The sequence below is a fragment of the Pseudomonas sp. W3I7 genome (assembly GCF_030816095.1).
Classification (GTDB): Bacteria; Pseudomonadota; Gammaproteobacteria; order Pseudomonadales; family Pseudomonadaceae; genus Aquipseudomonas; species Aquipseudomonas salomonii.
This window is the reverse complement of sequence record NZ_JAUSXP010000001.1, coordinates 3,043,794-3,069,801: the sequence shown is the minus strand read 5'-3', so window position 1 is coordinate 3,069,801 and position 26,008 is coordinate 3,043,794. Positions and strand designations below refer to the sequence as shown.

Genomic DNA, 26,008 nt, shown 5'->3' with positions numbered 1-26,008 from the left:
GCCGATCACAAAAATAACGAACTCCTGCGCACCCGCGCAGCCCTAGCTGTAAGGACATGGACATGAGAATCCGGCGATGACGCAGATTTTCAGGCGCTCGGCCGACACCTGGTTGCGCGTGGGATTGCTGCTGCTAATCGTCGGCGTCTCGGGAGGCTTGCTTGTGGCATTAACCCTGGAGAGCACCGACTACCGCACCGGGCGCAATTGGGTGGTCGAGCAACCGCTGCCCTTCAGTCATGCCCACCACGCGGGCGAGCTGAGGATCGACTGTCGCTACTGCCACAGCGCGGTGCAGTCCTCGGCCATGGCCAGCCTGCCGCCCACCGAAACCTGTATGAGCTGTCATTCCCAAGTCTGGAAAAACGCCGACGTGCTGGCGCCGTTGCGCAAGAGCCTGCGCGAGCGTGAACCCTTGCACTGGCAGCGCGTGGTCGATCTGCCGGACTACGTGTATTTCCATCACGGTGTGCATGTAAACGCGGGTGTTGGCTGCAGTGAATGCCACGGTCAGGTTGACCGTATGCAACTGATGTTCAAGGCCCAGCCGCTGAACATGGGCCAGTGCCTGGCCTGTCACCGCGACCCGGCACCGCATCTGCGGCCCGTAGATCAGGTCACGAACATGCAGTGGCGCACCGACGAGGATCGCCGCGCGCTGGGTGAGCGGCTGATGAAAGCGCACCCTATGGATATCCGGGGTTTGACCGACTGCGGGACGTGCCACCGATGAGCGCGCCCCTGGATTTCGCCACCTTGCGCGACCAACTGGCCGGGCTCAAGGGCCAGGCCTATTGGCGCGGGCTCGAGGCGCTGGCGGCGTCCCCCGAGACCCAAGCGCTGATGGCCGCCGAGTTTCCGGGCGCGGCACCGTTGATGGACCGCCGCAGCTTTCTGCAACTGATGGCCGCCAGCCTCGCCATGGCCGGGCTGGCCGCGTGCGGCAAGACCCCGGAGCAGGCCGTTACGGCGGTTAACCAAGCGGTTTCACTGATACCGGGTGTCGCGGCCTGGTACGCCACCGCCATACCCTTTTGCGGCGTCGCTCAGCCGGTGTTGGGCAAGACTGTGGCCGGACGCCCGATCAAGCTGGAAGGCAACCCCGAACATCCGATGTCCGGTGGCGCCTGCGACGCGTTCACCCAGGCTGCAATTCTGCAACTCTATGACCCGGACCGCTCCCAGGCGCCACGCTTCAAAGGCCGCGAAACCAGTTGGTCGCAGGTGCTCGGGGCGCTGTCGGGCATGCAGAGGGCGTTGGATGGCGTGCATGGCAAAGGTCTGCATATCGCCTGCGGCGCCAGCAGTTCGCCGAGCCTCGGGCGACAGCTCGCTCAACTGCAACAGCGCTGGCCCGAGGCGCTGCTGTACCACGCTGAAGCATTCAACGAAACCGTCGCCCTGCACAGCAGCGAACAGGTGTTCGGCCAGCCGCTGAGCCCGCGCGTGCAGTTGGAACAGGCTGACGTGCTGGTGTGCCTGGAATACGATCCGTTGGGCAGCGGTCCCTGTCAGACGGCGTTGCAGCGCGGCTGGGCCGAGCGACGGCGGCGGGCGGCCAAAGGCGAGGGCGCCGCACTGGTCTTCGTGGCGGAAAGCATTCCAACCCTCACCGGCGCTGCCGCCACGGCACGTTTGCCGGTCGCGCCAGCGCGCCTGCCGGACCTTTTATTGGCCTTGAGTCAGGCCCTGGGCGAAACCCTGTCGGGCACGCCACGCTTGAGTACGGCGCAACGGCGTTGGGTGGACTCGGCCGCCGCCGCGCTCAAGGCGCATCCGGGGCGAGGCCTGATCGGCATCAGCCATCAAGCGCCCGAGGCGTTGCAGGCGCACGTCACTTACCTGAATCAGCGTCTAGGCCACATGGAGTGGCAAGTGCCCAGTCTGCTGGGCTACACGCCGCGACACCGGTGGGGTTCGCTGGAGCAGCTAAATCGCGAGCTGGTAGCAGGGCAAGTGACTCACCTGGTCATGCTGGACTGCAACCCGTTACAGACGTCGACGCTGACGCCTGCCCTGCAGCAGGTCCCGTTCCGCCTTCACGCCGGCCTCTATTGCGACGAAAGCGCCGCTGAATGCCACTGGCACCTGCCACTCAACCATGCACTGGATGGCTGGAGTGATGCTCGCGCGGCGGATGGCAGCGCCTGCATCGTGCAGCCGCTGATTGAACCAATGTACGCGACCCGTACGTTGCACCAGGTGGTCGACATGCTGCTCAACGCCGCCGAGGTTGATGCCCTGCAATTGGTGCGCGCCACGTGGGCGCCTATCCCCGAGGCTCAATGGCGCCAGGCGTTGGCGGACGGCTGGATCGAACCGGCTGCGCCGCCCATAGAAGTCGCCGACGCGCCAGCAGCAACCCTCGCATTGACCGATATCGACGGCCTGCAGGCGGTCATCCGCCCGGACCCGACGGTATGGGACGGGCGTTTCGCCAATTGCGGGTGGCTGCAAGAACTGCCCAAGCCGATCAGTACCCTCACCTGGAGCAACGTGATCGGGCTTTCGCCGCGCCAGGCGGAGCAGTTGGGCCTTGGCAATGGTGACGGCGTTGAAGTAACCCTGGCCAACCAGACTGTGCGCGGGCCCGTGTGGATCGAGCCGGGGCAGGCCGACGAGGTCATCGCCCTGTACACCGGTTATGGCCGAACCCGCGCCGGGCGTGTCGGTAACCACCTCGGCTACGCCGTCAGGCCGCTCGAACAGCTTTCCGTCGGCGCGACCCTGCGTGCCACGGGCGAGCGTTATCGGTTGGCCGCCACGCAGGCCCATCACCACCTTCCCGGCGATGAAGACCCGCCCATCCGCGTAGTCGCGCGCGATGCGCCGCAACTGCCCACCCAATCGATTCAGGTGTCGCTCTACAGCCCGGCCGCCGACAGCGGCCCGCAATGGGGCATGGTCATTGACCTGGACCTGTGCACCGGTTGCAACGCCTGTGTCGTCGCCTGCCAGGCCGAGAACAACATCGCCGTGGTCGGCGCCGACCAGGTTGCCCAAGGCCGCAGCCTGCACTGGCTGCGCATCGATCACTACTACCAGGGCCCGCTGGAGGCACCGCGCTCACGTTTCCAGCCGTTGCCGTGCATGCATTGCGAACAGGCGCCCTGCGAAACAGGCTGCCCGGTCAATGCCACGGTACACAGTCGCGATGGTTTGAATCAGATGGTCTACAACCGCTGCATCGGCACGCGCACGTGTGCCTCCTATTGCCCGTACAAAGTCCGTCGCTTCAATTGGCTCGACTACAGCGCTGATGCGGCGCCGTCACTCCAGGCCCAGCGCAACCCCGAGGTGACAGTGCGCGCCCGAGGCGTCATGGAAAAATGTACCTACTGCATCCAGCGCATCAGCAGTGCGCGGATTGATGACAAGCAGCAAGGCGCCGACTTCGAAACCTCAGGCGTGGTCACCGCCTGCCAGCAAACGTGCCCCAGCCAGGCCATCCGTTTCGGCGATATTGCCGATCCGTCGAGCGACGTCAGCCAGGCACGCCGGGATCCGCGCCATTACCGCCTGCTCGAAGCCCTCGGTACACGACCGCGCACCAGCTACCTGGCGCGGATCGAAGAGGAGGGCCCTGCGGATGAACGCTGAGCCGCTGCAGCACGACACCGCGCATTTCTTGCCGCAGGACCTGAGTGACCAGCAGGTGTCGCGGCAGGTGTTCGGGCCGCTGCACCAGTTCCCGCGGCGCGTGGCTTGGCGCTGGATGTTCGGCGTCGGCATCGTGCTGTTGCTGATCTACCTCGCCTCAGTCGCGGTGTTGTTGGCCAAGGGCGTGGGCATGTGGGGCAATAACCAGCCGGTGCAGTGGGGCTTTGGCATTCTCAATTACATCTGGTGGTTGGGCATCGGCCACGCCGGCACGTTTATTTCAGCGTTGCTGCTGCTGATCGAACGACCTTGGCGACATACCCTCAATCGCTTGGCCGAATTGATGACGCTGATGGCGGTGATCTGCGCCGCGCTGTACCCGATCCTGCACCTGGGCCGCCCCTGGCTATTCTACTGGACCATGCCGTACCCGAATGAGATGGGACTGTGGCCGCAATTCAAGAGCCCCACCGCGTGGGACATGTTCGCGATCCTGTCATACCTGACGGTGTCGGTGTTGTTCCTGCTGGTCGGCGCCATACCTGACTTCGCCACCGCCCGTGACCGCGCCCGGACGCCGCTGCGGCAAGTTTTGTATGGCCTGCTCGCGCTCGGCTGGCGCGGTTCGCAACGGCACTGGGCGGTATGGCGACGGACCACGCGGGTGCTGGCGATCCTGGCGATCCCGCTGGTATTTGCGGTGTCGAGCGGTTACTCGTTCCTGATGACCATGGGCCCCCAGAGCGGCTGGCATTCCACATTGTTTCCGCCCTATTTCGTCGCCGGCGCGGTGTTTTCCGGGTTTGCCCTGGTGGCGTTGCTGGCGATTGGCGTGCGCTGGATGCTGCGCATCGAAAGCCTGATCACCGAGCGCCATCTGGACATGCTCGGCCGTTTGCTGCTGGCCACCGGTTGGCTGACGGCCTACGGTTACCTGGCGGATCTGTTCATGCCGTTCTACAGCGGCGATGCCCACGAAATCGAGGTGCTGCTCACGCGCATCAGTGGTCCGCATGCCTGGAGTTTCTGGCTGGCGATTGTCTGCAATGTCGGCGTGCTTCAAGCATTGTGGTGGCGCCAAGTGCGACAGCAACCGAGGCGCCTGGCCCTGGTCGCGTTGGCGGTGCTGGGGGGCATGTGGGCCGAACGTTTCATGTTGTTGATCCCGCCCCAGACCCGCGACCTGCTGGTGTCGAGTTGGGGCGACTATTCGCCAACGCTGTGGGACTGGTCGCTGTTTATTGGCAGCTTCGGCGTGTTTCTGGTGCCCTATAGCCTGTTCCTGCGCTACTTGCCGATGGTCTCCGCGTTCGAGGTCAAGCAGGCGCTGCATCAGGAGCGCGGCGATGGCTGACTGCCTGGGGCTGCTTGCGCGTTTTTCTGCACCCCAGCCGCTGGTGGAGGCGGGGTTGCGCGCCTGGGACCTCGGCTATCGGCGCCTGGACGCGTTTGCGCCGTTTGCCCTGGAAGCCTTGGAGCCGGTGTTGGCGGCCCGGGCCAACCGCGTGCCGCGCATGGCGTGTGTCGGCGCCGCCGTGGGCGCCGGGCTGGCACTGTTGATGCAAATTGGCTCGGTGTGGGCCTATCCACTGAACGTCGGCGGGCGTCCGTTGATTGCGTTGCCGCAGCTGTGGGTGGTGACGTTCCTGTTCGCGGTGGTGTTTGCTGGCGCGGCGGCGGTGCTGACCTGGTTGATGTGCATCCGCCTGCCACGCCTGCACCATCCGTTATTTGCGGCAGAGGGGTTCGACGCCGCCAGTGATGACGGGTTCTTCCTGTTTATCGACGCGCGTGACCCGCTGTTCGACCTTGAAAGCACCCGTGCCTGGCTGGCCGAACACGCGCTCAGCGTGCAGGCGGTGCAACCGTGAGTCGCTGGCCGTGGGCGCTGTGCCTGGTGTTGCTGTGCAGTGGCTGCGATGACATGTCACGCCAGGCCAAGGTACTGGAGCAGCGGGCGGGTGCGCTGTTCGCCGACGGCCTCAGCAGCCGTCAGCCGCCGGCGGGCAGCGTGGCGCGCGGGCAGTTGCAGCGCGAGGCAAGCGTGCAGCAACGCCCGGTGCTGAGTGCGGCATTGCTTGCCCGGGGCGAGGCGGGCTATCAAACCTTTTGTACACCCTGCCATGGCCTGAGCGGGCTCGGCGACGGCTTGGTGGTCGATCGCGGTTTTCCGGCGCCGCCGTCATTCATCGAGCCACGGCTGTTGAACGCAACCGATGACCAACTGATGCAGGTCATCGCCCATGGGCAAGGCTTGATGTATGGCTACGAATCGCGCATCCAGCCGCAGGAACGCTGGGCCATCGTCGCCCATCTGCGCGTGTTGCAATTGAGTCAGCATGCCGACCTCGACAGCCTGCCGGAGCCGCTGCGCCAGGCGTTCGGGGCGCACACGCAATGAAACGCCTGCCACTGCTTGTCGCCATCGCAGCCCTCGGGCTCGCGCTGTTTGGCCTATGGCAGCCGGCCTGGGTTGGCGCGGGCGCCCTGGCGGCGGCGGTGAATGGCACCAGCATCGTGCTGGGCTGCGTGCTGCTTGCCGTGCTGACGCCCCTGATCAGCGGGCGCTGGCAACCGCTGCTGGAACCGGGCAGCCGCCTGGGCGCGAGCGCGGTGATCCTGATGGTGCCGATGCTGCTGCCGGTGCTGCTGGCAATGGCGTGGGTGTACCCGTGGTACAGCCAGGAGACCCAGGGTTTTCGGGGACTCTGGTTGTCACCGTGGTTTTTTGCGCTGCGCACCTTGCTGTATGCCGGGCTGGCTTGGCGGGTGCTGCGCTGGGCCGGTCGGCACAACGCCGCGGGGCTGATCCTCTACGGGTTGACGGCCAGCCTGGCGGCGGTGGACTGGCTGATGTCGCTGCAGCAGGAGTTTGTCTCCAGCATTTTCGGCCTGTTGTTGATTTCCAGGCACTTACTCGATGGCCTGGCGTTCGCCGGGCTTTGTGCGATGTGCTGGAACGTGGTGCTGTTGCCGGCCCGGCAGTGCGTCGTATTGCGTGGCCTGTTGGTAAGTGCCCTGGGATTTTGGGTGTATGTGCACTTCATGCAGTACCTGATTATCTGGTCGGTGAACCTGGAGCATGAAACGCTCTGGTATCGCCTGCGGGAAGCCGGGTTGTGGGGCGTGTTGACCGCTTTGTTGATGCTGGGGCAACTGGCGTGTCTGCTGGTGCTCGCGTCGCCGTGGGGCGCGCGGATGTGGGTATTGATGTGGGGCTGCGTGGCGATCCTGCTGCTGGGGGCGCTGGAGTCCATCTGGATCAGCCTGCCGTCGATATTCCCTGAAGCAGGCGCCGGCACCGTGCTGACCGCCGTGCTTTGCCAGGGCGTCTACGCGGCGGGCCTGTTCATGTGGTGGCGTCGGCAATGGCAAAGGAGGCGCCATGACACCTGATTACCAACCCAACAATTTTGACGGCAAAAAAGCCTGGCGCGTGATCCTGCTGTTGTTCATGGCGGTTGCGCTGGCATTGGGTGGCGTGGCCTGGCTGTTGAGTGGCTATCGCCAGCATGCGCAACAGCCGCCCTTGAGCGAACTGGAACGCCAGCGCCTGCTGCCGCCCGAACCGCGCTTGCAAGCCAACCCCAGGCAGGCCGGCGAAGCACAACTCGCCCGCCAGCGCGTGCGCCTGGACAGCTTCGGCTGGGTCGACCGCGAGCGTCACATCGTGCATCTGCCCTTGGCGCAGGCCCGACAGTTGATGCTGGAGCGAGGCTGGCCTGCACCAGAGGACGATGGCCATGAGCATTAAACCCGTGCTGGCGCTGCTGGCGTGCCTGGTGTTGCAACCGGTCATGGCCCAAGGCTTCGACCCGTTTACCGCCGCCGGCATCGACAGCAGCCGCGTGGGCAGCCGCCTGGCCCTGGACACGCGCTTTACCGATCAGCACGGCGGCTCCGTGCGCCTGGGCGATTTGCTAAACGGCCAACCGACGCTGCTGGTGCCGTTGTACTTCCGCTGCCCGAATGTGTGTGGTGCGGCGCTCTCGACCTTGTTCAGCCAACTGGCCAACCAGCCTTATCGCCTGGGACGGGACTTCCAGGTCATCGCCTTCAGCTTCGACCCGCGTGAGGACGTGGGCGCCGCCCGCGAAGAACTGGCCAAGCTCAGCCAGCACTGGCCGGCATTGGCCAACGCGCCCGGCCTGCATCTGCTGACCGGCGACGCGGCTGCCAGCCAGGCCCTGGCCGACTCGATCGGGTTCGGTTACCGCTTCGATCCGCAGCAACAACAATACGCCCACAGTTCGGCGGTGGCCGTGGTCACCGCTGACGGACGCTTGTCGCGCTGGCTCTATGGCCTGGGCTACCAGGCCAGCGACCTGCGCCTGGCGCTCACCGAAGCCGGGCAGGGCAAGCTCGGCGCAATCAAGGAGCAGCTGTTGTTGCTGTGCTACCACTACGATCCCCAAAGCGGCACCTACAGCAGCCGGATTATCTTGTTGCTGCAAGTGGCCGGCGTCGCCACCGTGTTGGTGCTGGGCCTGTTTATCGGCGTTGCCGTGCGCCGCGAACGTCGGAGGGCGCCATGAACGAACATTTCCTGCGCCTGTGGCCGGCGCAAGCCTCGGATTATGCGGTCTCGGTGGATTGGCTGGTGATTGGCTTCACCGCCATGATGGCGCTGTTTGTGGTGCCGGTATTCGTGGCACTGTGGGTGTTTATCTGGCGCTATCGACGCGGCCGCGTGGCAGACCGTGACCACCGCCCGCAAAGCAACCTGCCCATTGAACTGGCCTGGATCATCCTGCCGTTCATTGGCTCGCTGGTGGTCTTCCTGTTTTCCGCGCGGTTGTTTTTCATCGCGCGTACGCCGCCGGATGACGCGCTGGAAGTGCAGGTCACCGCCCGGCAATGGATGTGGAAATTCCAGCACCAGGGCGGCCAGCGCGAGATCAACACCTTGCACGTGCCGGCCCGGCGCCCAGTGAAATTGACGATGATTTCCGAGGACGTGATCCACAGCCTGTTTTTCCCCAGCCTGCGTATCAAGCAGGACGTGCTGCCAGGGCGCTACAGCATGCTGTGGTTCCAGGCCGAGCACAGCGGCACCTACGAGGTGTACTGCGCCGAATACTGCGGCACCGACCATGCGGCCATGCTGGCGCGCCTGGTGGTGCTGGACCCCGCCGACTACGAACACTGGCTGACCGAAAACGGCAGCGCCGCCGACCTCGCCAGCCAGGGCGAAACCCTGTACCGCCAATACGGCTGCGGCAGTTGCCATGACTCGGGTAACGCGCCGCCGCTGGCCGGGGTGTTCAATCGCACGGTACAGCTGGCCGATGGGAGCCAGGTGAAGGCTGATGAAGCCTACCTGCGCGACAGTATCCTGTTGCCGCAAAAACAACTGGTGGCCGGCTACCTGCCGATCATGCCGACCTACAGCAACCTGCTGGACGAAGAGGCCGTGCAGCGTCTGGTGGCCTATCTGAGCACACTGCCTGGAGATCCCAAATGAGCCCACCCAGCTACCTGCATGAACAAGGCCTGCGCTCGTGGTTCCTGACCCGCGACCACAAGCGCATCGCGGTACTGTACATGCTCACCGTGACCTTCTTTTTCTTTGCCGGCGGGCTGGCGGCGAGCCTGATCCGCATCGAACTGGTGACCCCGGAAGGCGATTTGCTTACCGCCGATGGCTACAACCGTGCGTTTACCCTGCACGGCGTGATCATGGTCTGGTTTTTCCTGATCCCCTCGATTCCCAGCGTGTTCGGCAACTTCCTCGTGCCGATCATGATCGGGGCCAAAGACATGGCGTTTCCGCGCCTGAACCTGTTCAGTTGGTACCTGCTGCTGGGCGGTGGTTTGTTCACCTTGCTCGCGCTGCTGCTGGGCGGGGTCGACACCGGCTGGACCTTCTACACGCCGTTGTCGACGATGTTCAGCAACGGTCATGTGGTCGCGGTGATTTGCGGGGTGTTTATCGCCGGGTTTTCGTCGATCTTCACCGGCGTCAATATCATCGCCACCGTGCATACCTTGCGCGCGCCGGGCATGACCTGGATGCGCCTGCCGCTGTTTATCTGGTCGATGTATGCCACCTCAATCATCCTGGTGCTGGCCACGCCGGTGCTGGCGATCACGCTGGTGCTGGTGGCCGCCGAGCACCTGTTCAATATTGGCGTGTTCGACCCGAAACTGGGCGGAGACCCGCTGCTCTTCCAGCACCTGTTCTGGTTCTACAGCCACCCGGCGGTGTACATCATGATTTTGCCGGCCATGGGCGTGGTCAGCGAACTGATCACGGCGGCGGGGCACAAGCGTATTTTCGGTTATCGCTTTGTCGCCTGGTCGAGCGTGGCGATTGCGGTCATCGGCTTTCTGGTGTGGGGCCATCACATGTTTGTGGCCGGGCAGTCGATGTACGCCAGCCTGGTGTTCTCGCTGTTGAGTTTTCTGGTGTCGATACCGTCGGCGATCAAGGCCTATAACTGGAGCGCCACGCTGTACAAAAGCGACCTGACGCTGCACGCGCCGTTCCTGTTCGCCCTGACGTTCATCGGCTTGTTCATCGTCGGTGGCGTCACCGGGCTGTTCCTCGCCTTGTTAGCCGCGGATCTGCACGCGCACGACACCTATTTCGTGGTCGCGCATTTCCACTACATCATGGTCGGCGCGGCGGTGGCTGGGTACTTTGGCGCGCTGCATTTCTGGTGGCCGAAAATCACTGGTCGGCTGTACTCGCAGCTGTGGGGCAAGATCACCGCGATCCTGATTTTCTGCGGCTTCAACCTGACGTTTTTCCCGCAGTTTTTGCTCGGCTACCTTGGCATGCCCAGGCGTTATCACAGCTATGACCCGGACTTTCAGTTCCTCAATGTGTTGTCCTCGGCCGGCGCGTCGATCCTGGCCGTGGCCTACGTGCTGCCGTTTTTTTACCTGCTGGGCTCGCTGCGTTGGGGCGAGCGGGCGCCCATCAATGCCTGGGAGGCTGCCGGGCTTGAGTGGCGCGTGGCGTCACCGCCGCCGGTGCATAATTTCGAAGCGCCAGTGACGGTGGATTTCGAAGCGTACGACTATTCGCCCGAGGCGCGTCGTGATCCGCTCTGACGAAAAACCCGCCGAGCCGTTCGTGGCCTGGGCCCAACAGCGCGACGCCGCACGCCTGGGCATGTGGCTGTTCCTGGCCAGCGAAGCAATGATGTTCGGCAGTCTGATCATGGTCGCCTGGTTGCTGCGGTTGCAGCACCCGGACGGGGTGGCGGAGGCGGTGGCAGGGCTGCATTACTGGCTGGCGGCCGGCAATACGTTCCTGCTGTTGACCAGCAGCTTGCTGATGACCCTGGCGATAGCCGCCGGTGAGCCGCGCCGGGTGCGTCACTGGCTGCTCGGCGCTGCACTGTTGGGTGTGTTGTTCCTGGGCTGCAAGGGCATTGAGTATGGCTTGGAGATTCAAGAGGGTGTGTTGCCCGGTTTCGCCCAGGCGTCGCACTGGCAAGTACCCTCGGCGCAATTGTTCATGAACCTGTATTTCATCGCCACGGCGCTGCACGGCGTGCATGTGCTGGTCGCCGTCGGCCTGGCGCTGTGGCTGTACCGTTCGCTGGGACGCGGCACGCTGGCGGTGCATCAGGCCGACACGCGGCTGGAAATGATCAGCCTGTATTGGCACTTGGTCGATGGGATCTGGATTGTGTTGTTCCCCACCCTCTACCTGGTAGGGCGCTGAGATGAGTAAGACGGGCGCACTGAAGGTCTACGCCGGGTTGCTGCTACTGTTGGCGCTGCAATTGCTGTGTGCAACGTTCTGGCCCCGGCAGGGCGGCGTGATCATGCTCGCCGCCGGTGCGCAGTTCCTGCTGTTGTTGCTGTTCTACCTGGGGCTGTACCGCCACCGAGGTTGGGCGCGCCTGTTTGGCTGGGTGTACCTGCTGTGGCTGCTGGTGATGGCGGTGTTTATCCTCGGTGAATCAGCCACCCGCTGAACTCAGGCGCACCGGCACCGACTTGGCCGCCGGCACTTTACTGCGTTCGGCGTGGTGCCAGAGCGGCACCAGCGGGTTGCATTCCGGGTAGTAGGCGGCGGCGCAGCCTTCGGGAATGTCGTAGGCAATGATTTCAAATGGGCCGACCTGACGCTTTACCTCCGGTTCGATGGCGGTGGTCAACAGCACCCGCTCGCCGACCTTGAAGCCCAGGCGCACGATGTCGTTGCAATGCATAAAAATCACTTCGCGCGTGCCACTGACCCCGCGAAAACGGTCGTCATACCCGTAGATGGTGGTGTTGAACTGGTCATTGCTGCGCAGCGTCATCAGTTGCAGCACGTCGCGCGCGGGTTCGGCGAGGTTGACGTCATCGTCTTCGGCCAGCGTCACGGGGGTGACGAACTGCGCCTTGCCCGTCGGGGTCTGCCATTCGCGTTGCGCCGCGGCGATCGGCCGGTGGAAACCGCCGGGTTCGGCCATGCGGGTTTCCATGTCATGAAAAATCTGCGGATAGATCGTGCCGATGGCGGTTCTGACCGTCGAGTAATCATCGCTCCAGGCTTGCCAGTCGATACGGTTGCCGGGCGCCAAGGCGGCCATCGCCAGGCCGGCGACGATGCTGGCTTCGGCGCGCACGTGCGGCCCCACCGGTTCGGCGCTGCCGTGCCAGCCGTGGATGCAACCGGTGCTGTCCTCGGTGGTGTAGGTTTGCGCCACGCCGTTTTGCCGGTCAATTTCTATGCGCCCCAGGCACGGCAGCAGCCACATGTTTCGGGCAGGCAGCAGGTGGGTGCGATTGAGTTTGGTGGCGACTTGCACATTCAGTTCCAGCCCTTGCCACGCCGGTTCCATGCGCGAGGTGTCAGGTATCGCCCGCAGGAAGTTGCCGCCCAGCCCGATGAACCCGCGCACGTGCCCCGACAGAATGCCTTCGCAGGCGTCCACGGTGCACAGGCCCTTGTGCGCCGGGACCTTGAAGCCGAAGTGCTGCTCGATCAGGTCTGCCGGGACTTTTTTCGGGTCTTCGGTGATGCCCACGGTGCGCTGGCCCTGCACATTGGAATGGCCGCGCACCGGGCAGATGCCGGCGCCGGGTTTGCCGATATTGCCGCGCATCAGCATCAGGTTCACCAGCATCTGCACATTCGCCACCCCGTGGCGGTGCTGGGTCAGGCCCATGCCGTAGACGAACATCACCCGTTGGCTGCTGGCGTACACCGTGGCGGCGGCTTCGAGTGCGCCGCGCGTGAGCCCGCTTTTGTGCTCCAGTTGCGCCCACGTGCAGTCACGCACGTAGGTGGTGAACGCCTCGAAACCTTCGGTGTGGGTGGTGATGAAATCGTAGTCGAGCACGGCCGGTGTGCCGCGTTCAGTAGCGCAGTCATCCATTTCCAACAGCGCCTTGGCGATGCCGGTGATGGCGGCCGTGTCCCCGCCAATCGCCACCTGATGGTATTGGGTGCTGATCAGGGTCGACTCGGGCGTGAGCATTTCGCTGGGCGATTGCGGGTTGACGAAGCGCTCCAGCCCGCGCTCGCGCAAAGGGTTGAAGGTGATGATCGGCACGTCGCGGCGGCGCACGTCCTGCAATTGATGCAGCATGCGCGGGCTGTTGCTGCCGACGTTCTGGCCAAAGAAAAACAGGCAGTCGGTGTGCTCGAAGTCGTCCAGGGTCACCGTGCCGACCGGTACGCCGATGCTTTCCTGCAAGCCGACGGAGGTGCTCTCGTGACACATGTTGGAACTGTCGGGCAGGTTGTTGGTGCCGTAGGCCCGAGCGAACAACTGGTACATGAACGAGGTTTCCAGCGAGGCGCGCCCGGAGGCATAAAACACCACGCTGTCGGGCTCCATCGTCTGGAGCTGCGCGCCAATTGCCTGATAGGCCTCGTCCCACGACGTCTCACGGTAGCGGTCGCTCTGCGGGTCGTAGCGCAGCGGATGGGTCAGGCGGCCCTGTTGTTCAAGCGCATAGTCGGGCCAGTCGCGCAATTCGCTGAGGGTGTGCTCGGCAAAAAACGCCGGGGCGGTCTTCAGCGACGTCAGTTCCCAAGCGGTGGCCTTGGCGCCGTTCTCGCAGAACTCCAACGCATGCGGGCGGCCGGGTTTGGCCCAGGCGCAGCTGACGCAGGCGAACCCGTCGGGCTTGTTTTGCTTGAGCAGCGCAACGGGCGCCTTGGTCAGCGCCTGTTCGCGCCAGAGGATCTGCATCACCGATTTAGCCGAGCCCCAACCTCCGCTCGCGTGGGTGTAGGGCTGGAAATGGGTCTTGGGATGAATGAGCATCTTGGCACTCCCGGGCGCTGGCTGGATAACCTTGGGACGGGCCGTCAGGGCAAAGGTTCGAGCGGAATGCCGGACGGGAGGTGCCGTTTGTCTGCGCTGTGCAACACCGAGTGAACCCATGGCCGCCGAGCGTCCTCCACACCCCTGTGTGCTCTGAAAAGACGAAGAGGTAAGTGGCATGAAAGCGATCAGGATTGAGCAATTTGGCGGCCCCGAGGTCATGCACGTACGCGAGGTCGAGGTGCCGGAACCCAAGGCGGGTGAGGTGCTGGTCAAGAATGTCTTTGTGGGTATCAACCCCGTGGACTACAAGATTCGCGAGGGTCAGTACCCGGAGGTCAAGCAGGACAAGTTGCCGCTGACGTTGGGCCGGGAAGTCGCTGGCGTGGTCGACAAGGTCGGTCAAGGCGTCAGTGATTTCAAGCCGGGCGACCGCGTGTTTGCCATGATCGGTGCCGACGGCGGTTATGCCGAGTACTCGCGGGTGCCTGCCGAGCATCTGGCGCGGGTCCCTGAAGGCCTCGATTGGCCGTCCGCTGCCGGCGTGCCGCTGGCCGGGCACACTTCCTGGCAGGCTTTGGTCGAGCACGGCCAGATCGAGCAGGGGCAGAAGGTGCTGATCCATGGAGGCACGGGTGGCGTCGGCCATTTCGCGGTGCAATTTGCCAAGGTAAAGGGCGCCGAAGTCTACGCCACCGCCTCCACTGACAGCCTGCCGTTCCTGCGAGAGCTGGGCGTCGACCGCGCCATTGATTACAAGACCGAACGGTTCGAGGACATCTGCAAGGACTTTGACTTGGTCATCGATTTGATCGGCGGCGACACCCAGGCGCGTTCATGGCAGGTGCTCGGCGAGGGCGGGCGATTGGTCTCGACCCTGACCATGCCCGATGCGCACCATCCCCAGGCGGCAGGCAAGACCGGCACGCGATTCACCGCCGACCCGCGCGGTGAGGAACTGACCGAAATCGCCGGGCTGATCGCGGCGGGCAATGTGCAAGTGTATGTGGCCAAGACCTTTAAATTGGAGGAAGCCAAGCAGGCGCTGGACTTCCTTGCCAACGGCCACGTGCACGGCAAAGTTGTATTGCACGTCAGCGATTGAGGAGGCGGTATGAGCGAGCATTCAAAACCGGGCCCAGGCACGCATGCCGGGCAGAAAGTGCGCCCTGAAACGGCCAAGCGAAACGACAAATCGGAAAATCCGAATGTCGACCGCCCCTGGGAAGCCGAGACCGAGCAGGGCGGCGTTGCCCCTGGCGGGCCTTCAAAAGATCCTGAGTCAGGGGCTTGATAGAGCGCTCACGTGCCAGCCCTGTGTTCAACAGGGCTGGCCGTTCATTTGCGCTTCGCGCGGTTGATGCGCATCCACTCTCGATACGCGGCGGTACGTTGCGCGTCCGCGACCTTCTTGGCCTCGGTAAAGCGCGCCCAGGTGGCCGCATCACCGCTGTAGCGCTCGATGATTTCATAGGCGCGTGCGTCCAGCCGATCGGCCTCGAAGAACATCTCGGTGTTCTGTGCTATTTCGTCATCCCAGGCCTGCCTGGAGCTGTAGTTGAGTAGTCGACTGGTCATTGTGTAAGTCCTTCTGTCCACTGGATCTGTTCCGCGCCGCTCCATCGCACATGGGTGATGCCATATTTCTCAGCAATTGGTTTAGAGACGCGTTTGAGTTTTTGTTGGCCAAATTTCGGTATGACTGCCACGCCTGCATCGCAACTGGCCCAATGCCATGCCTCGCCGTTATCCATCCGTGTCGTTCGCACGATGAACGACTTCGGTTCACCGTGAAGTTCGTAGTTGATCCTGAATAAATCGTTGTGTTTCATGAGGCCCTCCCTATGCTCATGAACTACAGATATTTGACGTCAAAAAAAATTCAAAATAATTGTCCGACAATTCGATAAGCGACACGGGCCGCGAGGGCCCTCAACCGTCCACCGTAAATGTCACCCACCCCGGTCCGTCATTTCGCCGTTCGATTTCGGCTATTACGCCGCTGACCGAAGTGCCGTCGGGCAAATTGATGGTGACGAAGTTGGGGTTGCCGGGCCAATCGAGCGGGGTCTCGAAGCTCAGGCACGCGAGTGTGGGTTTGCCGCTGCTGGTCAGATGGATCGCGACGGACGCATTCAGACATTCGTCCGATTGTGTTCCCAAATGCCGCGAGGCGGTGATGACGCTGGCGTTACCTTGGTAGTCGTAAGACATGTTGGTTACCTCTTCGGGTGGACGCGGTCAGGGGCGACGTTTAGGGTTCGATTGATAGCGGCGCGCAACGGCAACACCGCCCAGCAATAGCGCGGCGCCGACGGCAACGAGCAAATACGGCGCAGGTTTGCTGTTTTGCCGCCAGCCGCCCTCGACTCGGCGCTGCCCCGTTGACGGCGTAAACAGGTTGCCTGAGGACGTGTCGGCCTGCGGGCTTCGACCGAGCGCGAAGCGCGTCAGCCAGCCCGACATGTGGGCAAAGCCTGGGACCAGGAAGTGAGCCACCCTCGCAGCGGTGGCGGCGGCGCCCACGGTGATGCTGTTGCGCGGCTGAAGGGCGCAGGCAACCATGGCGTCGGCCACCAGGTGCGGGTCATAAACCGGTGATGGGGGCTTCAGCGCGTGGCCGGTGAAGTTACCGCCATCTCGAAAGCCTGGCGTGTCCATCACGGCCGGGTAAATGTCACACACGTGAATGTTCGGCAGGCCGGTCAGCTCGGCGCGCAATGCTTCACTCAGGCCGCGCAGGCCGTATTTGCTCGCCGAATACGCGACGGCATACGGCTGGGCAACCCAACTCCCGAGTGACAGCGTGTTGATCAGGATGCCGGCCTTCTGCGCCTTGAAATAAGGCCACGCCACATAGGCGCCACGCAGGTAACCGAGCAAGTCTGTCTGCAACACCTGTTCGTGGGCTTCCAAGGGCGTGTCTTCGAAGCTCCCCACGGCACCCACGCCGGCATTGTTGATCCATATGTCGATACGGCCGTGGCCGAACGCTGCGGCTTCCGCTGCCAAGGACCTCATCGGGTCGGATTGGGTGACGTCGGTCTGGACGGCAATCGCCTCGGCGCCGCGCAGGGCACATTCCTCGACGACTTCGGCCAGCGCGGTAGCGTCCCGGGCCGCAAGTACCAAGCGTGCGCCTTGCTTGGCGAAGGCATGCGCGGCCGCGCGCCCGATTCCGCTGGACGCACCAGTGATTACCACCGTTTTGCCGTGCAGTTGGCCGCTGACGGGGCGGGCGACGGAGGCGCGCTCGGGCTGTGCGTTTGGCACATGCACTTGCACGGCTTCCAGCTCGAGGCGGGCGCCATCATTCAATACCAGGGTCAGGTTTTCGATGATGCCCGCCACCCGGTCTGGGAAAACCGGCTCGCCCATGGCATCCAGCTCGTCGTACACGAATTTCTGGCCCTCCAGCCACCCGACGGCCGTCATCAATTCCGGGCCCAGGTAGTACTTTCCATCAAGGAAGAACCCGCCGAAGTTGTGGATTCGCTCCAGGTTGTGCACGACATAGCGTTCGCCGGGCCTCATTCCGGTGCCTGAATCAATCATGATGACATCCTCCATTCACGTGTGTTTGGGTAGAGAAGGCGGCGCAAATGATCGTTCAATCGAAATGACCGACAGGCACTGTCAATGGGCGTGCGGCGTTGCGGTCGGGTCGACGATTTGAATGATTTCACCCTGACGCCACGCATCGGCACCTGGTGCAATCGGCGGCGCAGCGATGTCTGCGCGCGCCTGCTTTTTCTGGCTGCTGTCGATACCCATCCGCTGGTCCCGCTCAGCGACCATGTGCGCATCCGCCTGCCCGTCGGCGGTGAACCCCATCATCAACTGAGGCACGCCCAACGGCAGGCGTTTGTCGAGGTCGGTATGCCAGGTGTGCCAGGTCTTGCCGTAGGTGTGCACCAGCTTTTCCATCAGCGCATGCTCGGCCACCGCCGGGATGCCTGGCGCCACCAGTTGCCCCGATTTCACCTCGTGCACATGGCTGTGCCACAACGCTTTCTCCGGCGTGGGCAGGCTGTTGAACAGTTGCTCGCTGATGATGTACTCCACGCCCATCAGCTTGGCGTCTTTGCGGTTGCCGTCATAGATCACGCACTGGATCACCTCTTCGTTGAGGATTGCGCAGTAGTGATGGGCTTCCATTTGCATCTCGGGGTGGCTGTTGTAGAAATGGAAACCATCCAGGTAAGCATTCAGTGCGTCGATTGGCGGGCGCGACTGCAACAGCGCGGCGCCGGCCTCCAGCGTCTGTGTGCCGGGGGTTTCAGGCTGGCCGGGTGCTTCGACGTTTGATGGTGAAGTGTTGCCCGTGCAGGCGGTGAGCAGGGCCAGGGATGCCGTCAAAGAAAGTGATGGGGCGGTTCGGCGGGTTCGGGTCATCGTAGGTTCCATCCTGTTGCGCGTGTTCACGCTGAAAATTAAAGCAAGGGCTGACCGTGCACAGCGCACCGTCAGACGTGCGTGGTGGGGCGGCTGACCCATAAGCGGCGATACGTCCCGTGGTCTCCCTCCACAGGGCCTTGATCAGGAAACGGCAGCTGCTTGATGCTCGCCAGCTGCGCCTGCGTGGGCGCTTCGCGGCAGATATCCGCGTGTTGGCCTGGCGGGTAAGCGCCTACCACCAAGAAGTCATCGCTGGCCCCGATATTACGGTGACCGGTTCCGGCGGGCAGCACCAGGACATCGCCCGCGCGCACCTCCAGAACCTGCCCGTCGGGGCCGCCCAGCATCAGTTGGGCGTGGCCTGTCGCAACACCCAGCACTTCATGGCCCTCGGTATGGTAGTGGTGATAGTCATAGACCCGGCTGCGCCATTTCGGCGGCCAGCCTTGGGCGGCGAACATGTCCTCAAACCGCGCGGCCAGGTCGCCGAGCTGTGGGGACAGTACTTGGGCGTAATGCAGCACAGGCAGGTCCGGATTATTAGGAACCGGGTCATTGGGCTCGAGCATGAGAGACATTGATGCCGGTGTATCAGCCTGTGAAACGTTCATGTAGACACTCCGATTGCACGTGTTGGGTTTATTGGGCCGCCTGCCACGTCCACTGGCCGCCGTCTTTTTCACAGTCGACTTTCGCTTGCTTGAGATCCTGCGCGGCGTAGTGGTACGTCACCATCCGGGCGTTGTCGGGCAGCATGGCGCCTGCGTGATCAGGGGCTTTGGACGTAGCGTGAGGGTTGGCGAGCGCCTCCTGGGTCAACGTGGCCTTGCAACTGGCAGCAAAGTCGCCGGGGCACTGTGCAACCCTGGTTTTCTGTGTGGCCAGCATGTCTTTGTTTTCATTGCTGCATGACCAATCGATGGCGTCGGCGGGCACGCCTTCGTAGGCATAACAGGTGTGCTGTTCCACCATCGGGACCTGGTCACTTTGAGAACGCGTGACCACATCACAGCCAGCGGCCAGGGCCGTCGAAGAGGCGAAGCAGAGCATTAAAGCCATCGGGCCTGCCAGCGCAGCGACAGGTGAAGTGTTCATCGGTCATTCCTCGCAAGTAAGACGATTATCCGGCCTGCTGGCGCTTCACGATGCTGCACTTGAGCCGGTCCCTACACAGTGGGAGGCGTTGAGCGCGGGGAAAGTTTGAACAATCTGCACACGCTTCGACGAATGGCATTCGCCGTGTTTCATCAAGGCTCGGCGGGCAGATTGAGTTTGAACATCGAGAACGCTGCACGCTCTCAAATACACACCGGCAGTTTCACTGGAGGATGAAAAATATGAGCCAGGCACCTGAACCTCCAGAGCTTAAGGCCTGGTACCAATTGTTGAATGACGAGGGCTACCGCTTCGATTCGCCGGATGCGTACCACCGCAGCCTGCTGGACGCGGCGCAGGCATTGCTCAGCGGTGGCGTCATCGACTGGGACCAATGCGAGAGTCTGATACAGCAGGCCGATTCGGCGCATGCCGAAGCGCTGCAACATGCCGTGGCGCGACAACTGCGCGATCCATCGGCGTAAGCCCCCCAGTTAGGGCTGGGTTTCAACCGCTACCAGCAGTTCACCAGTGGGCAATGGCTGTGCGTCCTTGATGAGACCGTGGCAGGCAACGCCGTCGAACGCGAAGGTAATCGTGTGGGCATGCTGCAAACGCGATGGCCATGGCGGGTTGAGCCGAAGCTGCCAACCAGACGCTGTAGGCGCAACCTGCGCCGAGCACTCGCAGGCCAGCGCATTTACGCCGAACAGCGTGTCTTCAAGGTAATCAATTTTGATAAGTTGCGCGGCGGTCTCAGTAAAATCAGGCATGAAAGGCCTCGCTTTATTACCCCGTGGATGAAAGTTTGGAAGACTGCCTGGACATCACCATTTCATCCAATATTTCCCGGATGAGCCTGTTGATCCCCGACTCTCCGTGATACTTGTCGCGATTGATGTTGGCGATGGTGAACTGGTCAGCACCCTGTGCCAATACGGTTACCGACAGGTTGCCTTCAGGGTTGACTGCGCATTTCACCCTACAATTAGGTAGGCGCGCCGAAAGAGCTATGTCAATCTCCGCTTTGGTTAGCGTGTCCATGTAGTTACCGTGCTGGAAGACTTTTACACAATAAGGCTAGTTCAGAATACGTTTACGTAAATACTGGCATGGCAGTAGCACTGGAGCGCGGGGTCGCTCGTCGAGATTTGGTCAAGTCCGACCATCGAGTTACGTGAAACCTCTCACGTTAGCGCTTCGCGACTACCTGGCTTCCCTTGTGCCTTCCGGTCCGTACTTCGGAAGCCTTCCATGAGTCCAGAAGCCAGCCGCAGAGTGGGGTGACCTTTGGCTTTGATCGATTGGGTGCAATGGCCCGCCATGGCAGTGACTTTAATCTCGGCTGGGTATATGGGTTCTCAGCGACCGCGTCAACGCATGATCGCCTTCTGGGGCTTCATCTTCAGCAATGCGTTATGGGTTGTCTGGGGATGGCATACAAATGCTTTCGGATTGGTCGTGCTCGAGTGCATTCTGCTGGGCATGAACGCACGCGGGTTTAGGAAAAACCAACGCGCAAGCCAGGCCTCCGGATGAATCGCCATTACTGACTTTGAAAATTCTTTTTAAACCCGCGCAGGTTCATCGAACAGAGGCAGAACTGAAGCACGATCAATGCGTAGGCTTCAGCGTAAGCCCCCCAAATAACCCACAGAACATTACTCAAAATAAAACAGAAGAACCCTGCCATTCTTCTCGCGGGGCGTTGAGAACCGATAAGCCACGCTGCGATCACGGTCACTGCCATGGCGGGCCATTGAACCCAGTCAAGATAACTCAAGACAACTCCTCTAATCTCTTGGCGGTTTAAAGGAGAGAGGCGCCTAGGGGCGAATAATTCAGATTATTGTCGGGTGGCGTGCTGATTAACCGCTCGTCAGACTCGACGCTGATTTCTTGAACATACGTTTCGTTCTGTCGGACAGATTAACCATGTGCTGGCGAAAATTCCGTTTCGTCTTGCTTCTGGGAGAACACAATGAAAGCCATCGTTTACAACGGCCCTCGTGACGTCAGTGTGCAAAATGTGCCTGACGCCAAAATCGAAAAACCTACCGACGTTCTGGTTCGAGTGACAGCCACCAATATCTGCGGATCTGATCTGCACATGTATGAGGGTCGCACCTCTTTTGAAACAGGCAGAGTGTTTGGCCATGAGAACTTGGGCGAGGTCATCGAAGTAGGCGCCGGCGTAGATCGGGTCAAGGTTGAAGACCGTGTATGTCTTCCATTCAACATTGGCTGTGGTTTTTGCGAAAACTGTGAAAAAGGCCTCACCGGATTTTGCCTGACGGCTAACCCAGGTAGTGCTGGTGCTGCTTACGGATTCGCTGACATGGGCCCTTATCAAGGCGGACAGGCTGAGCTCCTTCGAGTGCCGTACGCCGATTTCAACTGCCTGGTGTTGCCCGAGGACGCGCAAGAACGTGAAGAAGATTACGTCATGCTGTCGGACATCTTCCCGACTGGCTGGCATGCGACCGAACTGGCAGGCCTCCTTCCCGGAGAAAGCATTGCCATCTACGGCGCCGGCCCAGTTGGTTTGATGGCGGCCCACTCCGCCATGATCAAGGGCGCCTCTCAGGTGTTCGTGGTAGACAATCATCCTGACCGTTTAAAGCTCGCTGCTCAAATGGGCGCTACGCCCATCAACTCGCTTGAGAAACAAGCAGTGGATCAAATTTTGAATCTTACCCATGGCAAAGGCACAGATCGCGGTTGTGAGTGTGTTGGTTATCAATGCTGCGACCACCATGGTCATGAGGCCAACCACCTGACGATGAACAACCTTGTCGCCTCAACCAAAGCAACTGGGGGCATCGGTGTCGTTGGTGTGTTCGTGCCGCAAGATCCTGGGGCTAAAAATGAATTGGCCAAGGAGGGCAAGATGGCTTTCGACTTCGGCGCTTTCTGGTTCAAGGGGCAGCAGATTCGAACTGGGCAGGCCAACGTCAAAGTCTACAACCGTCGCTTGGCCGAGCTTATCCATCATGGCCGAGCAAAACCTTCTCAGATCATTTCTCATCGCCTCAGGCTTGCTGAAGGCCCAGATGCCTACAAGCACTTCGACGCACGTGATGATGGCTGGACGAAGGTCGTACTCAGGCCAGCAGCCTAAATCGAACAGCCAATTTCTTGCGAGCCCGCTTCTGACTGGCGCCTTCTCATGAAGATAAACATTAATGCTCTCTGGGATGTGGCGTGTGTTACCCGCGAGTTCTTTCAGCACCGCGGCATTGGTGCAAAAAGCTTGAACGCCCGGGCGTATGCACGCTCTCGCTTGAAGATCGGCTTAATAAAATAGGCTTAGAGGGGTGTGATGATCGCTTTTGAGATCTCGCACCGTATTTGATCCATTCACTACCCGGTAAATGATCATGAAAAAGTTGAGTATGTGCTTGGCCTTATGCAGTGTATTCATGCTGCATGGATGCTTTGACAGCGCCGATAACGCAACGAAAGACAACTCCAGTGGCGCCAAGTCGTCTGTACAGATGCAAGAAGGAAAGGCCGACGAAAGTAGACAGTGATCGATGGCCCGGGCAGTCGTAGACCGCTTGGGCCAACAACCTTTTACGATAGTAAAATGGTGATTGAGATGAATTGCCTGATTTCTGTGGGCACTGTCGAGTGCTTGATGTACCGAGGCGGAATGGTGTGCCATCTGCGAAAGCGGCTAACCTTGACGGTGATATTCCGGAACCCATTTATCGGGCGGCCTGAACGTGGTCGGATTTGGATACTCTACAGATGTAGGCAAAGTGTTCAGTAACTAAGAGGATGCGACCATGCCGCGTGGGGATAAAGATAAGTACACCGATAAGCAAAAACGTAAAGCGAAAGCTATTGAAGACAGCTACGAGGCTAAAGGGGTTCCCAGAGATGAAGCAGAACGTCGTGCCTGGGGAACAGTGAATAAACAGTCAGGCGGCGGTGAGCGGAAGGGTGGCTCTGGGCAAGAAACCTCCGAAGCAACCAAGGCTAAGGCTCGAGAATCATCAGCTCGGCGAGCTGCAGCGACACGGGAACGTACCCAGCATTCTCATCAACGATTAGAAGATATGAGCAAAAATCAGCTGATGGATCGAGCTCGCAAACACCTAATAGCAGGACGTTCGACTATGCGTAAGGGTGAACTGATCGAGGCGCTGAAGGATGCGAGTTAAGGATTTCACTGAAGTAACTACGTGGCATGAACGGTTGCATGGACGCAGGCAGTCCGCTCGGAGTTCTCCTCATCAATAGTCTGCTCGTCTTCAGGTTGGGGGCATTCGTTTCAAACCACCCAAGTTATGCCCTCAGATGTGCCCCCAATTCAGCAATCCGCTCGAATTGAATGGAGCTCTATGGCTTGTGGAGAGGCAGAAATGATCAGATAAACAACCTATCCGACGACGCCTAAAGATTCTCAGGGGCGCCAAAGAACATTTCGACAGGACTCTAGAGCGGTATTTTCAGGTCTTAAAAACTAAAATATGCCCTTAGTTTTGCGCCATTCGCATCGGGTCTACGAGTGATTGTAAACGGCTATTTCCAACGGGCCCAAGTCTTGCTGTGCCTGGATCAGTGTATTCCGTTTGGGCTTCGGTGTAGGTTGGAGGTTTCTTCGCATAAACGAGTCTATGGTTGTTTGAGATGAAGGTTTGATCGGCCACTTTCCATAGCTGCCGGCGCCTAATGCCCGTTCTCGAACATACTCCTGGCGTCGGGCAGCACGCCTATCCGCAAGATGCGCAACCGCTGCGTGCCGGTGGGTCTTGGGGGATGCTGGGCTTTCAACAATGACGCCAGCATGAGCGGTGAGGTGCACCACACCTACTGTCGGAGCAGGTGGGTTTCGGCCCCCAATGCGATAACTGCATGCGACGCACCGGAATTTGGCAACCTGGGCGGTGCCAAGGAGCTCAACCCCCAAAGTATCGCCGCCTTGGCCCCGTGCATATCTGGCTACCCCATGTATGGGGTGCTAGGGGTCGAGTGTTCGAATCACTCCGTCCCGACCATATTTTTCAATGAGTTAGCCCAATCTTCACCGGTTGGGCTTTTTCATGTCTGAAAAAATACTCCCACATTTACTCCCACGGCTATTTTGAATCTTGCAAGCTTCGTGTGAACCAGCGACAGCTTGGTACTGATTCGCATGATGTGGCGTATGTAAGAAGATGACCGGCTGCAAAACCCTCACCGACATTCAGCGCGCCGACCGAGCTTTCTATCTGCGGAACCATCCCATCGCCAGCACGGTCACCGCGCAAACTCGGCGCACCTCGACTACTAGCCCGGCCAAGGCCTTAACCGGTAGAAATCGGCCATTAGCGGACGTTGAACTACGTCCGCTGAACCCAAAACCTGAACATCGGCTTGGCTCAGATTCAAATTCAGATTGAGCAAGTCGGCCTCTCACCCAACCGCGCTACCAACCTGACGAGACAACCGTCAGGATCCTGGGCGATGAATTCGCGCTGGCCTACTCCAAGATGGGTTAGATCCTACAACTATAGTTTAGTGGCACGAGGGAACCGTGGCGAGGATCATGATGCAAGGACGGGCGGGAATTATCGTGATGCGTTGTTGGCTGCAATTGGTCGAACGGATTCATGCACGCAGCGCGTCTTTAAGCCGGAGGGCATCGATCAGACACGCTTGCGGATGACCGGTAATCGAAGCGCGTCAGGTCATAAAACATTTTTGGGGTGAACCTGCCAGCGGTTCGAATACACATATACTGTGCGTATTGCGAATGGTAGCCGTTTGATATTACCGATTAAGGGTTGTGTACTCGATGAACAAGACTGATCTGCTTGAGAATTTGAAAGAGACCAGTTACGAAATGACCCGAGGCAACATAGACGAAGCTGTTCTCCTGCATTTCGATTTGGTTATGGAGAGCTATCGACAAAAGCCTTCATTCTATAAAAACCTGTTGAAATATGACCGGTTCATGGTGGCCCTGTCTTTGTTGAGCTTTAGTTATAAAGATGAGCAAGTTCCCTTATCCAAAGTGAAAGCATTTTGCCAAGAACGTGGCTATATGTCTCGCAACAGCCTGGACTCATATTGCGTGTTTTTATCTATCACCGGATATCTGGATGTCCGGTTACATGTCCAGGACGGACGCCAACGTAGCTTCCGACCCACGGATAAAGCGCTGTGCAATACCGCGCAGCTAATCAAATCGTATCTGCTGCCTTCGCAGATGATCTCTCCATACGACAGTTGGTTGTCGGGCCTGGGGAAAAGTGCGGATCTATTGCGCGTTTTTTTTCGAGGGTTTGCCAGAATACTCGAAGGCGACTTCCTGCTCGACAAGCTTTTGCCTGAAGCGAAATGGATTCTCAACCGGGATGGCGGTCACCTGCCGATGCTCGCACTCTATGCTGATGCCTTGCGCAACGGCTCGTTAGAGACTGGCTACAAAGTATCCTCTTACGTTGAGCTTTCATCGCGTCTGGGCGTATCCAAAACACACATGCAGCGCATGATCAAGGAAGGCCAGTTACACGGCTATTTCAAATGCGATAAACGCTTGGTGGAGTTGAGCCCGGCCTTTCTCGAACTTATGCGGCGGGCCATGTCAATTTATTTCGCAGTTGCACGGGTCAGCATGGAACTGGGAGTTGATGAAAGCGAAGTGGAAAACAAGTTTGGCGGTATTTGCATTGTTTGTGGACGCTAGCTCCAATGAGTTC

28 protein-coding genes and 1 pseudogene are annotated in these 26,008 nt (G+C 60.6%); 17 read left to right on the top strand and 12 right to left on the bottom strand.

Annotation, left to right across the window (positions count from 1 at the left end):
- Nucleotides 1-76: 76 nt before the first annotated feature.
- The 12 genes from QF043_RS14365 to QF043_RS14310 are packed head-to-tail and all read left to right on the top strand — an operon-like array spanning nucleotide 77 to nucleotide 11,534.
- Complete coding sequence (locus tag QF043_RS14365) at nucleotides 77-733, top strand: cytochrome c3 family protein (protein WP_307419028.1); 657 nt, start codon at nucleotides 77-79, stop codon at nucleotides 731-733.
- Nucleotides 730-3,600 carry a TAT-variant-translocated molybdopterin oxidoreductase gene (locus QF043_RS14360; RefSeq protein ID WP_307419027.1) on the top strand — a complete coding sequence of 957 codons (2,871 nt, stop codon included), beginning with the start codon at nucleotides 730-732 and terminating at the stop codon, nucleotides 3,598-3,600. The genes QF043_RS14365 and QF043_RS14360 overlap by 4 nt, the downstream gene beginning before the upstream one ends.
- Entirely contained in the window at nucleotides 3,590-4,954 is a 1,365-nt protein-coding gene (gene nrfD / locus QF043_RS14355; RefSeq protein ID WP_307419026.1) for an NrfD/PsrC family molybdoenzyme membrane anchor subunit, read from the top strand. Before QF043_RS14360 ends, nrfD begins: the two co-directional genes overlap by 11 nt.
- Entirely contained in the window at nucleotides 4,947-5,471 is a 525-nt protein-coding gene (locus QF043_RS14350; RefSeq protein WP_307419025.1) for a DUF3341 domain-containing protein, read from the top strand. The genes nrfD and QF043_RS14350 overlap by 8 nt, the downstream gene beginning before the upstream one ends.
- Nucleotides 5,468-6,001 carry a cytochrome c gene (locus tag QF043_RS14345; protein WP_307419024.1) on the top strand — a complete coding sequence of 178 codons (534 nt, stop codon included), beginning with the start codon at nucleotides 5,468-5,470 and terminating at the stop codon, nucleotides 5,999-6,001. Before QF043_RS14350 ends, QF043_RS14345 begins: the two co-directional genes overlap by 4 nt.
- On the top strand, nucleotides 5,998-6,996 hold the full coding sequence (locus QF043_RS14340; protein WP_307419023.1) for a hypothetical protein: 999 nt from the start codon (nucleotides 5,998-6,000) through the stop codon (nucleotides 6,994-6,996). The genes QF043_RS14345 and QF043_RS14340 overlap by 4 nt, the downstream gene beginning before the upstream one ends.
- The gene (locus tag QF043_RS14335; protein WP_307419022.1) at nucleotides 6,986-7,354 is read left to right on the top strand and encodes a hypothetical protein; all 369 of its coding nucleotides are present in this window, start codon (nucleotides 6,986-6,988) and stop codon (nucleotides 7,352-7,354) included. The genes QF043_RS14340 and QF043_RS14335 overlap by 11 nt, the downstream gene beginning before the upstream one ends.
- Complete coding sequence (locus tag QF043_RS14330; protein ID WP_307419021.1) at nucleotides 7,344-8,135, top strand: SCO family protein; 792 nt, start codon at nucleotides 7,344-7,346, stop codon at nucleotides 8,133-8,135. Before QF043_RS14335 ends, QF043_RS14330 begins: the two co-directional genes overlap by 11 nt.
- Nucleotides 8,132-9,064, top strand: a complete 933-nt coding sequence (coxB, locus tag QF043_RS14325; RefSeq protein ID WP_058821829.1) for a cytochrome c oxidase subunit II — start codon at nucleotides 8,132-8,134, stop codon at nucleotides 9,062-9,064. Before QF043_RS14330 ends, coxB begins: the two co-directional genes overlap by 4 nt.
- Entirely contained in the window at nucleotides 9,061-10,659 is a 1,599-nt protein-coding gene (locus tag QF043_RS14320; protein WP_307419020.1) for a cbb3-type cytochrome c oxidase subunit I, read from the top strand. Before coxB ends, QF043_RS14320 begins: the two co-directional genes overlap by 4 nt.
- Nucleotides 10,646-11,278, top strand: a complete 633-nt coding sequence (locus QF043_RS14315; RefSeq protein WP_307419019.1) for a cytochrome c oxidase subunit 3 — start codon at nucleotides 10,646-10,648, stop codon at nucleotides 11,276-11,278. Before QF043_RS14320 ends, QF043_RS14315 begins: the two co-directional genes overlap by 14 nt.
- Nucleotide 11,279: 1 nt before the next feature.
- The gene (locus tag QF043_RS14310; RefSeq protein WP_307419018.1) at nucleotides 11,280-11,534 is read left to right on the top strand and encodes a hypothetical protein; all 255 of its coding nucleotides are present in this window, start codon (nucleotides 11,280-11,282) and stop codon (nucleotides 11,532-11,534) included.
- Here QF043_RS14310 and QF043_RS14305 read toward each other — a convergent pair.
- A complete protein-coding gene (locus QF043_RS14305) occupies nucleotides 11,520-13,823 on the bottom strand; it encodes an FdhF/YdeP family oxidoreductase (RefSeq protein ID WP_307419017.1) in 2,304 nt (767 codons plus the stop codon). The genes QF043_RS14310 and QF043_RS14305 overlap by 15 nt on opposite strands.
- Nucleotides 13,824-14,001: 178 nt before the next feature.
- Here QF043_RS14305 and QF043_RS14300 point away from each other — a divergent pair, with 178 nt between their 5' ends.
- A complete protein-coding gene (locus QF043_RS14300; protein ID WP_307419016.1) occupies nucleotides 14,002-14,928 on the top strand; it encodes an NADP-dependent oxidoreductase in 927 nt (308 codons plus the stop codon).
- 233 nt (nucleotides 14,929-15,161) lie between these two features.
- Here QF043_RS14300 and QF043_RS14295 read toward each other — a convergent pair whose 3' ends face one another.
- The 7 genes from QF043_RS14295 to QF043_RS14265 all read right to left on the bottom strand — a co-directional run bounded on the left by QF043_RS14295 (nucleotide 15,162) and on the right by QF043_RS14265 (nucleotide 19,316).
- Nucleotides 15,162-15,401, bottom strand: a complete 240-nt coding sequence (locus QF043_RS14295) for a hypothetical protein (protein WP_307419015.1) — start codon at nucleotides 15,399-15,401, stop codon at nucleotides 15,162-15,164.
- Nucleotides 15,398-15,655, bottom strand: coding sequence for a DUF6555 family protein (locus QF043_RS14290; RefSeq protein ID WP_307419014.1), 258 nt, complete (start codon nucleotides 15,653-15,655; stop codon nucleotides 15,398-15,400). The genes QF043_RS14295 and QF043_RS14290 overlap by 4 nt, the downstream gene beginning before the upstream one ends.
- Before the next feature lie 100 nt (nucleotides 15,656-15,755).
- Nucleotides 15,756-16,037 carry a hypothetical protein gene (locus tag QF043_RS14285; protein ID WP_307419013.1) on the bottom strand — a complete coding sequence of 94 codons (282 nt, stop codon included), beginning with the start codon at nucleotides 16,035-16,037 and terminating at the stop codon, nucleotides 15,756-15,758.
- Between the two features lie 27 nt (nucleotides 16,038-16,064).
- Entirely contained in the window at nucleotides 16,065-17,378 is a 1,314-nt protein-coding gene (locus tag QF043_RS14280; RefSeq protein ID WP_307419012.1) for an SDR family oxidoreductase, read from the bottom strand.
- A gap of 81 nt (nucleotides 17,379-17,459) precedes the next feature.
- Complete coding sequence (locus QF043_RS14275; protein WP_307419010.1) at nucleotides 17,460-18,218, bottom strand: OBAP family protein; 759 nt, start codon at nucleotides 18,216-18,218, stop codon at nucleotides 17,460-17,462.
- 71 nt (nucleotides 18,219-18,289) lie between these two features.
- Nucleotides 18,290-18,790: a cupin domain-containing protein gene (locus QF043_RS14270; RefSeq protein WP_307421391.1), complete on the bottom strand. Its 501-nt coding sequence runs from the start codon at nucleotides 18,788-18,790 to the stop codon at nucleotides 18,290-18,292.
- Between the two features lie 70 nt (nucleotides 18,791-18,860).
- Complete coding sequence (locus QF043_RS14265) at nucleotides 18,861-19,316, bottom strand: hypothetical protein (RefSeq protein ID WP_307419009.1); 456 nt, start codon at nucleotides 19,314-19,316, stop codon at nucleotides 18,861-18,863.
- A gap of 242 nt (nucleotides 19,317-19,558) precedes the next feature.
- Between QF043_RS14265 and QF043_RS14260 the strand changes: the two genes are divergently transcribed.
- Nucleotides 19,559-19,801, top strand: a complete 243-nt coding sequence (locus tag QF043_RS14260) for a hypothetical protein (protein ID WP_307419007.1) — start codon at nucleotides 19,559-19,561, stop codon at nucleotides 19,799-19,801.
- Between the two features lie 9 nt (nucleotides 19,802-19,810).
- Here the strand turns inward: QF043_RS14260 and QF043_RS14255 are convergent, their stop codons facing one another.
- From QF043_RS14255 to QF043_RS14245, 3 genes are all read right to left on the bottom strand, one after another.
- On the bottom strand, nucleotides 19,811-20,089 hold the full coding sequence (locus QF043_RS14255; protein WP_307419006.1) for a hypothetical protein: 279 nt from the start codon (nucleotides 20,087-20,089) through the stop codon (nucleotides 19,811-19,813).
- Between the two features lie 16 nt (nucleotides 20,090-20,105).
- Entirely contained in the window at nucleotides 20,106-20,360 is a 255-nt protein-coding gene (locus QF043_RS14250; protein ID WP_307419005.1) for a hypothetical protein, read from the bottom strand.
- 502 nt (nucleotides 20,361-20,862) lie between these two features.
- Nucleotides 20,863-21,099 carry a hypothetical protein gene (locus QF043_RS14245; RefSeq protein WP_307419004.1) on the bottom strand — a complete coding sequence of 79 codons (237 nt, stop codon included), beginning with the start codon at nucleotides 21,097-21,099 and terminating at the stop codon, nucleotides 20,863-20,865.
- A 198-nt stretch (nucleotides 21,100-21,297) separates the two neighbouring features.
- On the opposite strand from QF043_RS14245, the gene QF043_RS14240 reads away from it, so the two are divergent.
- A complete protein-coding gene (locus QF043_RS14240) occupies nucleotides 21,298-22,437 on the top strand; it encodes a glutathione-independent formaldehyde dehydrogenase (RefSeq protein WP_307419003.1) in 1,140 nt (379 codons plus the stop codon).
- A 670-nt stretch (nucleotides 22,438-23,107) separates the two neighbouring features.
- Nucleotides 23,108-23,485, top strand: a complete 378-nt coding sequence (locus QF043_RS14235; protein ID WP_307419002.1) for a Rho termination factor N-terminal domain-containing protein — start codon at nucleotides 23,108-23,110, stop codon at nucleotides 23,483-23,485.
- A 1,212-nt stretch (nucleotides 23,486-24,697) separates the two neighbouring features.
- On the opposite strand, the pseudogene QF043_RS14230 reads toward QF043_RS14235, so the two are convergent.
- Nucleotides 24,698-24,790 (bottom strand): annotated as a pseudogene (locus QF043_RS14230) (VOC family protein); the annotation flags it as partial.
- A 311-nt stretch (nucleotides 24,791-25,101) separates the two neighbouring features.
- On the opposite strand from QF043_RS14230, the gene QF043_RS14225 reads away from it, so the two are divergent.
- Nucleotides 25,102-25,995 carry a hypothetical protein gene (locus tag QF043_RS14225; RefSeq protein WP_307419001.1) on the top strand — a complete coding sequence of 298 codons (894 nt, stop codon included), beginning with the start codon at nucleotides 25,102-25,104 and terminating at the stop codon, nucleotides 25,993-25,995.
- Nucleotides 25,996-26,008: the final 13 nt, after the last annotated feature.